At 43.0% G+C, this 11,018-nt stretch carries 9 protein-coding genes and 1 pseudogene; 9 read left to right on the top strand and 1 reads right to left on the bottom strand.

The window, feature by feature from the left end:
* Positions 1-14 precede the first annotated feature (14 nt).
* The 8 genes from rnc (at position 15) to L4C33_RS06410 (ending at position 6,675) form a co-directional block, all read left to right on the top strand.
* Positions 15-692 (top strand): ribonuclease III, encoded by a 678-nt coding sequence (gene rnc, locus L4C33_RS06445; protein WP_428811618.1) that lies wholly within the window; start codon positions 15-17, stop codon positions 690-692.
* Positions 685-1,656, top strand: a complete 972-nt coding sequence (era, locus tag L4C33_RS06440) for a GTPase Era (protein WP_428811615.1) — start codon at positions 685-687, stop codon at positions 1,654-1,656. The genes rnc and era overlap by 8 nt, the downstream gene beginning before the upstream one ends.
* Before the next feature lie 123 nt (positions 1,657-1,779).
* Complete coding sequence (gene recO, locus L4C33_RS06435; protein WP_428811614.1) at positions 1,780-2,508, top strand: DNA repair protein RecO; 729 nt, start codon at positions 1,780-1,782, stop codon at positions 2,506-2,508.
* On the top strand, positions 2,505-3,242 hold the full coding sequence (pdxJ, locus tag L4C33_RS06430; RefSeq protein ID WP_428811613.1) for a pyridoxine 5'-phosphate synthase: 738 nt from the start codon (positions 2,505-2,507) through the stop codon (positions 3,240-3,242). The genes recO and pdxJ overlap by 4 nt, the downstream gene beginning before the upstream one ends.
* A 35-nt stretch (positions 3,243-3,277) precedes the next feature.
* Complete coding sequence (gene acpS, locus L4C33_RS06425) at positions 3,278-3,658, top strand: holo-ACP synthase (RefSeq protein WP_428811612.1); 381 nt, start codon at positions 3,278-3,280, stop codon at positions 3,656-3,658.
* Positions 3,659-3,769: 111 nt separating this feature from the next.
* Positions 3,770-5,026, top strand: coding sequence for a hypothetical protein (locus L4C33_RS06420; RefSeq protein WP_428811611.1), 1,257 nt, complete (start codon positions 3,770-3,772; stop codon positions 5,024-5,026).
* A 43-nt stretch (positions 5,027-5,069) separates the two neighbouring features.
* Positions 5,070-5,447: a hypothetical protein gene (locus L4C33_RS06415; RefSeq protein WP_428811610.1), complete on the top strand. Its 378-nt coding sequence runs from the start codon at positions 5,070-5,072 to the stop codon at positions 5,445-5,447.
* 82 nt (positions 5,448-5,529) lie between these two features.
* On the top strand, positions 5,530-6,675 hold the full coding sequence (locus tag L4C33_RS06410; RefSeq protein ID WP_428811609.1) for a diguanylate cyclase domain-containing protein: 1,146 nt from the start codon (positions 5,530-5,532) through the stop codon (positions 6,673-6,675).
* 50 nt (positions 6,676-6,725) lie between these two features.
* Here L4C33_RS06410 and barA read toward each other — a convergent pair.
* Positions 6,726-9,514 (bottom strand): annotated as a pseudogene (gene barA / locus L4C33_RS06405) (two-component sensor histidine kinase BarA).
* A 165-nt stretch (positions 9,515-9,679) separates the two neighbouring features.
* Between barA and rlmD the strand changes: the two are divergent.
* Positions 9,680-11,005, top strand: coding sequence for a 23S rRNA (uracil(1939)-C(5))-methyltransferase RlmD (gene rlmD, locus L4C33_RS06400; protein ID WP_428811608.1), 1,326 nt, complete (start codon positions 9,680-9,682; stop codon positions 11,003-11,005).
* Positions 11,006-11,018: the final 13 nt, after the last annotated feature.

The following is an 11,018-nucleotide window of genomic DNA, read 5'->3' as shown; positions in this document are numbered from 1 at the left end:
CACATCGAGAGAGCATGAATTCTCCAATAGATAAACTAGAGAGAAAGATCGGTTATCAGTTTAATGATGCCGATCTCATACACTTAGCGCTGACTCACCGCAGCGCTGCGGGTAAACATAACGAACGTCTTGAATTTCTGGGCGATTCAATTTTAAGTTTTGTTATCGCTGATGATCTATACCATCGTTTCCCTAAAATTAACGAAGGTGATATGAGCCGCATGCGTGCAACGTTAGTACGTGGCCATACATTGGCAGAACTAGGTCGTGAATTCGCACTAGGAGATTACTTAAAATTAGGTCCAGGTGAGTTGAAAAGTGGTGGTTTCCGCCGTGATTCTATTCTAGCTGATGCTGTCGAAGCAATTATCGGTGCTGTCTATTTAGATAGCGATACTGAAGTTGTTCGACGCACTATTTTAAGCTGGTACCAATCTCGCCTAGAGTCTATTCAGCCTGGTGTTTCTCAGAAAGATCCGAAAACTCGCCTACAAGAGTTTTTACAAGGTCGAAGAAATCCACTGCCTGTTTACACAGTGACTAATATTAAAGGTGAAGCACACAACCAAGAGTTTACGGTTGAGTGTGAAGTGGCAGGTGTGGATAAACCTGTTATCGGTAAAGGCACTAGCCGCCGCAAGGCAGAACAAGCGGCCGCTGAAACAGCATTAGAGCGACTAAGCAATGTCTGATAACAACCAAGAATTCGATATCGATGCATTTTTTGCATCAGATAGCAAAAAACCTAGCCTACCGGAAAACCAACACTGTGGTTTTATCGCGATCGTTGGTCGTCCAAACGTAGGTAAATCGACTCTTTTGAACCATATTCTGGGTCAGAAGATCTCAATTACATCGCGTAAGCCACAGACAACACGTCACCGTATTATGGGTGTTGAAACTGAGGGTGATTACCAAGCGATTTATGTTGACACTCCTGGACTTCATATTGAAGAAAAGCGTGCAATTAACCGTTTGATGAACCGCGCTGCAAACAGCTCTTTGAGTGATGTGAACCTAGTATTTTTCCTTGTTGACGGTACTCACTGGACTGAAGATGATGAAATGGTTCTTAACAAGCTGAGAAAAACAGATTTCCCAGTAGTACTTTGTATAAACAAAGTTGATAACGTTCAAGACCGTACTGACGTAATGCAACACATGATGGAAGTCTCTAAGAAGATGGATTTCCTTGATGTCGTGCCAATTTCAGCGAAGCAAGGTAAGAACATCGATGTACTACGTAAACATGTACGCGATAACCTTCCTCAAGCAACGCACCACTTCCCTGAAGAGTATGTGACGGATCGTTCACAGCGCTTTATGGCTTCTGAAATCATTCGTGAAAAGCTAATGCGATTCACAGGTGAAGAGCTGCCGTATTCAGTAACGGTTGAAATTGAACGTTTTGATTACAACCCAGATAACGATGGTTTCCATATTAATGCCCTAATTCTTGTTGAGCGTACTGGTCAGAAGAAGATGGTTATTGGTAAAGCGGGCGAAAAGATCAAAACTATTGGTCGTGAAGCGCGTATCGATATGGAAGAGTTATTCGGTCGTAAGGTTTACCTAGAAACTTGGGTTAAAGTTAAATCTGGTTGGGCTGATGATGAGCGTGCACTACGTTCACTTGGTTACATCGATGATCTATAAGCACAGTCTTAATTGGCAATAGCTCAGTTCAAAGTTAGGTGAATTGAGTTGGGGTCTTGATTGTGAAATAGTATTAGAGGGAGCGTTAGCTCTCTCTTTTTGTATCTGAATAAGGGTAATGAATTGAGTGATGGGTTACAGCGGTGCTTTGTGTTGCACCGTCGACCATACAGTGAAACGAGCCTGATCCTCGATGTATTTAGCGAAGAGTTTGGTCGAGTTACGCTGATGTCTAAAGGTGCTCGTAGCAAGCGATCCAATTTGAAAGGAGCGTTACAGCCTTTCACGCCTTTATTATTGAAGTGGTCTGGCAATAGCTCTATGAAAACTCTACGTCAAGCTGAGCCCATTAGTTTAGGGCTGCCTTTGACGGGAATTAACCTTTATTCCGCCATGTATGTAAATGAGTTGATTGGTAGAATATTGATGGCGGAAGTACCAATGCCCGCTCTTTTTCATGACTACCTTCATGCGTTAACTGAACTGGCACACAATGACAACCCTGAACCCGCTTTACGTCGTTTTGAACTCGCGATGTTGTCATCAATGGGTTATGGCGTGGACTTTTTGCACTGCGCTGGAACAGGCGAACCTATCGATCCGACAATGACTTATCGCTATCGTGAGCAGAAAGGTTTCATTGCTTCAGTTAGACGAGATAACCTTACGTTTATGGGCGATGAATTGATAGCAATCAGTGAACGTCGCTTTATCACTAAAGAGCAGTTAAAAGCGGCAAAACGCTTTACACGCATAGCATTAAAGCCGTATCTTGGCGGCAAACCATTAAAAAGTAGAGAACTGTTCCTACCTAGGGCAGGTCTTCCCAGAGCACGGAGTGTTGGAAAATGAGCTCAATCCTTTTAGGCGTCAATATCGATCACATCGCAACGTTACGTAATGCGCGTGGTACTAAATACCCAGATCCAGTTCATGCAGCTGAAATTGCAGAACGAGCTGGTGCTGATGGCATTACCATTCACCTACGTGAAGACCGTCGTCATATCCTAGATCGTGATGTTCGTATTTTGGCTGAAACGATTCAAACTCGTATGAACCTAGAAATGGCAGTAACCGATGAAATGGTTGGTATTGCTCTAGAAACTAAACCTGAGTTTGTTTGCCTAGTTCCAGAGAAGCGTGAAGAGCTAACGACTGAAGGTGGTTTGGACGTTGTTGGGCAGCTTGAAAAGATCAAAGCAGCGACGAAAATACTGTCTGAAGCGGGTATTAAAGTTTCTTTGTTTATTGATGCCGATCGTGAACAAATTGATGCTTCAAAAGCATGTGGTGCACCGTTTATTGAACTTCACACTGGCCATTATGCAGAAGCGAAAACAGAAGAAGATCAACAAGACGAGCTTAAGAAGATTGCTGCTGGCGCAAGCTACGCTAATGACCTTGGTATTACCGTAAATGCTGGTCACGGCTTGACGTATCATAACGTTGCACCGATTGCTGCACTTCCTGAAATCTATGAGCTAAATATCGGTCACTCTATCATGGGGCGTGCAGTATTTGACGGCTTAGATAAGTCAGTAGCAGATATGAAAGCTATCATGGAACACGCACGTAGTAACGCATAATCGATTATCACTTTAGTGAGTAATAAAGGTAAAAAATGGCTGTTGTAGGACTAGGTACTGATATCGCTGAAATTGAGCGAGTAGAGAAAGCGTTAAGCCGAAGCGGTGATGCGTTTGCCGAGAGGATTTTATCCGAGTCGGAGTATCAAGTCTTCCAACAGTTAAAACAAAAAGGTCGCTATTTAGCTAAGCGTTTTGCAGCTAAAGAAGCGGCCTCTAAAGCCCTTGGAACTGGCATCGCTCTAGGGGTGACATTTCATGACTTTGTCATAAATAATGATGACAAAGGCAAGCCAATACTTACCCTTCACAATAAAGCTTCCCAAATAGCAGCAGATCTCGATGTCCGCTCTATTCACTTAACAATTTCAGATGAACGTCACTATGCAGTGGCGACTGTGCTACTTGAGTCCTAGTATTAAAGGTACAGCTTGAGTTAACTGAGCACCGTACCACCTCGCATTAATCATCTATTACCACGTGCCACGCTGTTAGCTCGCCATAGCCTTTTTCGAGGATGCGACTTAATGACGTTGAAGTTTCTGTGGGTACTTTATCTTTCAGTCTTTTTTCTTTTCTCTCCCAATGTCTTTGCCGGAAATGTTGTTGTGTCTGGTTTTGGTACTGTTGCTTACAGCTACGAAAATGAGGAGGACATTGGCTTCCTACGCGACTTATCTCATCAGTCTGATATTAATGATGATGGGCAGTGGCTTAGTGATAGCAGATTAGGGCTTCAATTTGATTACCTGATGGATGAGGACTGGCGCTTTACCACTCAGGTTGTAGCGAAAGACAACGCAAGTGATAGATTATCTGATGCATTTACTCTTGGCTTCGTCGCTTATCGCCCAACGAGCGATTTAGAGATAAGAACCGGGCGCCTTGGGCTCGATGCATTTTGGGCAACGACGACACGTAATATCGATTATGGTCACAACTGGGTACGTCCCCCTCAAGAAGTTTATGGCTGGATTGCCATGCAAGCTCTAGATGGCGTAGATTTTCTATTTTCGATATATACCCCTGACTCAGAGTGGTACTTAGGTGCACAGTATGGCGCTGTTCAATCATCTTATGCCTCAGTGCAAGGTGAGTCTATTTCATCGAAAGGCCGTGAAACCTTGGGGCTTTCTGTTAAGTACTTAACAGGGAGTTGGAGGGCTCGTGCTGCTGTACTGAGAATTGGCAGTTTTGATGTTGACGTCACCGCAGAAGCTCAACAATTACGAACTGTGCTGAATACTACGTCACAAGTTGGTGGTGCTGTTGGAGCTGAAGCTGAGAAATACAGTCAGCTTATGACCATTGAAGGGGAAGAGTTCTATTATTCTCAGCTTGGCTTGGAGTACTTCACTGGAAAATGGCTGTTAGCCTCTGAATTTGTTTCCATTGCGTCTGAATCCAATAACCCTGCCTTACCTTCGGGGATCGGTGGCTATCTCAATATCTCCTATTATTGGGACAGCTGGACCCCATATTCCATCCTAGCAATGTTCCACCCAGATATTGATGCCTTGACGCCTGAAGCAAGCTGGTCTGCTTTTGGGTTAGATACTGTTCAGTCTACTGCCATTTCTGGACTAAACAGTACCCGAGTAGAACAAGATACTATTTCAGTCGGTATCCGCTGGGATGTGATGAAAAACATTGCACTTAAAGCGCAAGCGGATTTTATATCCATTGCTGAAAATGGTTATGGCTTATGGGTGAGTGATACTTCATTACATCAATCAAAAACATCATTACAGCTGTATACGTTATCTTTGAATTTTATTTTTTAGTGGGGGAATGATGAAAGTATTTATTTTGGCATTTTGCCTACTAATGAGCCCTAACTGCCTTTCAGAGATCTATGTTGTGATGAGTCCTGATAGCCAGGTTGAACATATATCAAAGAAAGATCTTACCGCTTTGTACCTTGGGCGCAAGCGTGCAACAGATACTGGTGAAGAGATCCATGCTATCGATCGGGCTGGTGAATTACGTTCGGAGTTCTTTAACTATATATCCAATATGTCGATTAATCAGATAGATGCCTATTGGGCGAAGCTCCACTTCTCTGGACGGGTGCCTCCGCTTCAATCGCTTGAGGGGTATGATGAACTCACCAAGTACCTGCTTAATAACCCCAGTTTCGTCGGGTATGTTAGGGACAAGCCTATTGGCGATGAATTGAAGGTGGTGATGGTTATCCATGATTAAATTACGGCACTCTCTCTCAAATAGATTACTTGTAGTCGTCGCGATTAGCGCTTTGGCTTATATGTCCGTAGCTATAGTTGTTATGTCCACAAATGGAATTGATAAACTCACAACTCATCATCTTGATCTTCAGCGTAAGCTAGTGTTGACGGTCTCTAATTCGGCGGCTATTGCCTTGTATGCCCATAATGAACAAATTGCGAGAGAAGTGCTCGACTCTTTAATTTTGCATAAAGAAATCAGAGCAGCGCGTTTAGTGGGAGCTGATGGCGTTGAGTTTGAAGAAAGTAAGTTTGTTAAAAATGAAGCTCAGTATTGGCATTTGGCTCGACCATTTGCTTTAAAGTCCCCAGTTGATGACTCAATCATTGGCCATATATTTTTACACGATGATCTCCAAGTTATTAAAGATCAGACAATCGAGGAGTTGCTTTACCAAATCACTTTCCTTTTTATTCAGCTTGCCGTTGTATTCATTGTACTTCTCATCATGGTCAAAAAAATTATAGGTACGCCACTCACTAAACTGGCTAATGATTTGGCTGAAGTGACACCGGGCAAAGCCCAAAAAATCAAAGAACAATCGAAGAATGAAGATAATGAAATAGGGCTGGTCGTACGTAGTATCAACCAGTTCGTTGAGTCGACAAATAGTGCCTTGCACCGAGAAAAAGTGCTAAGAATGAAAATTGAAGAGATGGAACAACATTATCGGAATTTAGCTCAATATGATGGCTTAACAGGGCTAAAGAATCGTTTAGGCTGTGAACAGTTTATCGTAAACCTTAAAGTGCCTTATCTCGCAGTATTCGTGATTGACCTTGATGGGTTCAAAGCCATTAATGACCAGTATGGGCATTCTGCTGGAGACCTAACTTTATCAACCATTGCTAACCGGTTTTCGGAGGTCATGGGGAAGAAGGCAGAGGTTGGCAGAATGGGAGGAGATGAGTTCGCAGTCTTTATTCCTCTACAAAGTAATAAAGAAGAGTGCTTACATACATACGCTGCTGATCTTATTAGGATGGCTGAACAAGATATTGAACTTGTCGATCTACAGAGAGTGAGGGTCGGAGCCAGTATTGGTATTAGTTTGGGAGCTTTGAACGGTATTGAAATTGAAACAATCATTCATCAGGCTGATCAAGCTATGTATCACGTGAAAGAGCATGGTAAGAATAATTATTACTTCTACAGTGATCTTGCAATGATGTCGGCACAATTGTAACAAGCGCCTCTCTGGAAGGACTTTTTATCAGAGAGACGCGGGGTTTACAGCTAGTTTAGATAATGGACTGCTGTAGCTTTCACTTTATCGAGCTCATCTTGAAGTTCAAATAGTTCTGGTTCGATATCTTCAATTGAGGTACCAGAACGCAGCTCTTTTTCTAGAGTTGCACAAATTGATTTGAGTCTAGGGACGCCACTGTATGAACTGCTTCCATGCATTTGTGGATCACATGAATGAGTTCTTCAATAGAGTAGTCATCTTCCTCAATCGCTTTCTCTGTGACTTCGTAAACTTCCGGTATGAAATCGACTAACATCTGAAGCATATCGCGAGCTAAGTCTTCTTTGTTTGCTGCTTGTTTCAATGCGGCTTGCCAGTCAATGATGATGTTCTTGTGCTCACTAATAACTGGTTCGGCTATTTCAGGAGCATCGACAGCGGGGTGTTCTGGCGCAATTTTATCGATTTGGTCTTGTGGAGCATTTGGGTTCCAGTGCATCAAAACCTGCTGTAGCACATGCTCTTCTATAGGTTTCGTTAAATAGTCATCCATACCCGCATCGAGTAGGCGATCCCTTTCCCCTGTCATCGCGTGTGCAGTAACTGCAATCACAGGTGTATGACGGTTGTTTTCAAGTGATTTAATATGCTCACAAGCGGTGACACCATCCATTTGTGGCATTTGAATATCCATGAAGATCACATCAAAGTGCGACTCTTTCGCTTTATCTATCGCCTTTTGTCCATTGGTGCATCCTACAACTGTTTCGACACGCTCTTGCAGTAGGGCTGTGATCAACTTGAGGTTGGCTGGGTTGTCATCTACCGCCATTATTTTCAGAGGAAGCTTTTCTTCTGAGTGAGTAACTAATGCTGGTGGCAATAGAGCAGGTGTCTGGTTAGACATTAATGTGTGTAGTAATTTTTTACGTGACAATGGTTTAGTGAGGCACTGGACATCTAATGTGTTTAGCAGTTGTTCACCGAGTGCTAATTCAGTACTTGGTGTACCGACAATGACATTCGCCGATGCTTCATGAGCTCGGTTTACCCAGCCAGTCACAGTGTCCAGTTCATACTCTTGGTTAGCCGTTAGGTTAAGCAGCACATAATCGTATTGCGTATTCTCTTCTGGCATAACCGAACGATAAGTGACAACCAAACCTTCTTGAGTTAGAAGCTGCTGTGTAATCGATGCAGCTTGCATGTTTGGTTCTATCAAGAGCAGCTGTTTACCCTGTAATTGTTGGGTATCGACTGTCTCAATCATTGGCATGTCGGTCGCTGACAAACGCAGTGTAAACCAGAAAGTAGATCCTTGGTGCAGACGACTGGTTAGGCTTATCTCGCCACCCATTTGTCCCACGAGTTTCTGTGTGATAACGAGACCTAAGCCTGTACCACCGTAACGACGTGAAATGCTGGCATCAGCTTGGCTGAAGGCCTGGAATAACTGTGCTTGTTGACGCTCTGAAATACCAATACCGGTATCACGAACCATGAATTGAAGTTCAATTGCATCTTCTGTTTGAGAACGCAGCTCAACGCTGATATCGATATTACCGCGTTCAGTAAACTTAATTGAGTTACCGACAAGGTTGGTGAGGATCTGTTGAATACGCAGTGGATCGCCAACTAATCCTGGTGGGATTTTTGGATCGACCTTAAGTGTTAGCTCTAAGCCTTTTTCATGTGCACTGGTTGCCTGAAGGCTAACCACTTCTTCTAAGCTTTCGAGGAATTCGAATGGGATGTTTTCTAGTGCAAGCTTGCCTGCCTCTAGTTTCGAGAAATCTAGAATATCATTGATGATGCTGAGTAGATTGTTCGCAGATTTTTCGATGGTTTGCAGATAATCGGTTTGGCTATTTGATAACTGAGTCTTGAGCATTTGACGAGTAAAACCAATTACGCCATTGAGCGGAGTTCTTAACTCGTGAGACATGTTGGCTAAGAATTCAGATTTAACACGCGCGGCTTCTTGTGCACGTTTTTTCGCAATATCTAACTCAACGTTTTGAATTTCTAGTTGTTCGAGTGTTTCACGTAAATCGGATGTTGCCTGATCGATACTGTGCTGCATTTCAACGTGATATTCAGACAAAGACACAGCCATCGCATTGATACCGTTTTTCAGCGAGTCTAACTCACCATGCATTTTCCCTTCGATACGAACATCTAAGTGACCACGTCGAATTCGATCCACCATATTCTTCATATGAGTGATAGGTTGGGTTACATCATGCATTAAGCGAAAAGCAAACACGGCTGAAAGACCTAAGCCTAATACCAATACCAGAAAGGCAGAAAAAACTTCTTGGTACTGCTGCAAGCGTAATGACGATAGATCTAGCTCTATTGCAATATAGCCAACCGCTTGATTCGACTGAGACTGACCATTTGCTGAGTTGATGTACTGGCCTTCAGCAATGATCGGAGTGCGTAAAATTAAGGTGTTATCGACTAAGAGAGAAGAGCCCAAGTGCGGGATCGGTTGATTTTTAGGGTAAGTTAAACTTTCGAAATCGGGGTGAAAGTTTGACGTAACAAAAAGTTCGTGGCGTTCGTCGAAAACAGCGATACTTCTGACTAACTTAGAGTTCTTACGATGTGCATAGCTGATCAGTTGGCGAACGGATTCTCGGCTTTCAAGCTTCATACCTGATTCACTGGCAATCGCGAGTGGTTCGATAATACTCGTACCAGTATTGATCACCTGACCTTCTAAGTCTTGATAGCGATTAAATGAGAAAAATGCGCTCAACAACAGCCCAATAATAAGGGTTGGAGCTAGAGTTAAGGTAATTACGCGGGCTCGTAAGCCATATCTGGTCATGTTCTTTAATTACATCGAGGTCTGGATATGGGAAAATAACGGCACAAAGGCGGTTAATATGAGCAACTAGCTTAATCAAAGCCGCTTCATTCGACAATGATTCCAAGACAGATTAGGGATTCTTGGATAAAAATTACTACTTGATAGACATTTTAGGCACAAGCAATGGCACGTTTTTTTCAACCAAAAAAGAAAACTCAATTCGAGACCAAGCATCAATCGGTTTTGGTTGAACGTATGGATCACAATGGTGCTGGTATCGCACACCAAAATAAAAAGCCTGTTTTTATTGATGGTGCGCTACCGGGTGAGCAAGTTGTAATTCAATTAACTGAGAGTAAAAGTAAATTTGCTCGCGCTAAGCTGATCAAGCTTTTAAAGCCAAGCGAAAAACGCATTGAGCCATTCTGCCCGCACTTCAATCAATGTGGTGGATGTCATTTACAGCACTTAGATTATGCGTCGCAACTTTCCCATAAAGGTCAGTCGCTTGAGCACCTAATGAACCTGTATACATCAAAACAAACTGAATTAGTGGAAGCTGTGACGGGGGCCGAGAAAGGCTACCGCCGCCGCGCTCGTATTAGTTTGTTTGTTGATAAAAAAACACAGAAGCTACAGTTTGGTTTCCGAAAAAAACAAAGCAAACAGATTGAGAACATTACCGACTGTGCTGTGCTTGAGCCAAGCTTAAATGCGCTGTTACCGAAACTGAAAAGTTTACTGAATACTTTCACAAACCAAACTTCGTTAGGACATGTTGAGCTTGTTCTTGGAGATACTGGCCCCGTGATTGTATTACGACACCTGAAGCCATTAGCAGACACTGAAGTTCAAGGGCTGATTGACCTTGCAAAGGCATCAAACTCAACACTTTACTCAATGCCAGAGAATGATCAGCTTGTGCTGATTACTGGTGAAGAGCCGAGCTACAGTGAAGTCGGAGTGAAGCTACCATTTTCGCCAAGCCACTTCATTCAAGTGAACCAGCAAGTGAACCAAAAAATGGTGGATCAAGCTATTGAATGGCTTGATCCGAGTGAAGGTGAGCGAGTTCTCGACTTGTTCTGTGGTTTGGGGAACTTCAGTTTACCGTTAGCAAAAAAAGCACAGCATGTTGTGGGTGTTGAAGGCGTTGACGAAATGGTACAACAGGCGACAGCCAACGCTAAACTGAATGATTTGAGTAACGTTGAATTTTATCAAGCAAACCTAGAAGAAGAGTTTTCTACTCAGGTCTGGGCAAAAGAGAAGTTTGATAAAGTGTTGCTTGACCCTGCTAGAGCTGGAGCAACTGGGATCGTAGATCAAATTTCTGGGTTAGGCGCTCAGAGTGTGGTTTATGTTTCATGTAATCCTGCTACCCTAGCGAGAGACAGTGAAAGTCTTATAAAGCAAGGTTACCAGCTTACAAAGCTGGGAATGTTAGATATGTTTCCACATACTAGCCACCTTGAATCAATGGCACTGTTTGTCAAAATTAATAAATAAAGACGTCAAGGCT

It is taken from the genome of Vibrio makurazakiensis, from assembly GCF_050337375.1.
GTDB lineage: Bacteria > Pseudomonadota > Gammaproteobacteria > Enterobacterales > Vibrionaceae > Vibrio > Vibrio makurazakiensis.
This window is presented reverse-complemented; position numbering and strand designations above follow the sequence as displayed.

Bases quoted from the DNA above. Each gene is read 5' to 3' on its own strand.
- rnc (WP_428811618.1), top strand. From the start codon at position 15: ATGAATTCTCCAATAGATAAACTAGAGAGAAAGATCGGTTATCAGTTT.
- era (WP_428811615.1), top strand. From the start codon at position 685: ATGTCTGATAACAACCAAGAATTCGATATCGATGCATTTTTTGCATCA.
- pdxJ (WP_428811613.1), top strand. From the start codon at position 2,505: ATGAGCTCAATCCTTTTAGGCGTCAATATCGATCACATCGCAACGTTA.
- acpS (WP_428811612.1), top strand. From the start codon at position 3,278: ATGGCTGTTGTAGGACTAGGTACTGATATCGCTGAAATTGAGCGAGTA.
- L4C33_RS06420 (WP_428811611.1), top strand. From the start codon at position 3,770: ATGACGTTGAAGTTTCTGTGGGTACTTTATCTTTCAGTCTTTTTTCTT.
- L4C33_RS06415 (WP_428811610.1), top strand. From the start codon at position 5,070: ATGAGCCCTAACTGCCTTTCAGAGATCTATGTTGTGATGAGTCCTGAT.
- L4C33_RS06410 (WP_428811609.1), top strand. From the start codon at position 5,530: ATGTCCACAAATGGAATTGATAAACTCACAACTCATCATCTTGATCTT.
- rlmD (WP_428811608.1), top strand. From the start codon at position 9,680: ATGGCACGTTTTTTTCAACCAAAAAAGAAAACTCAATTCGAGACCAAG.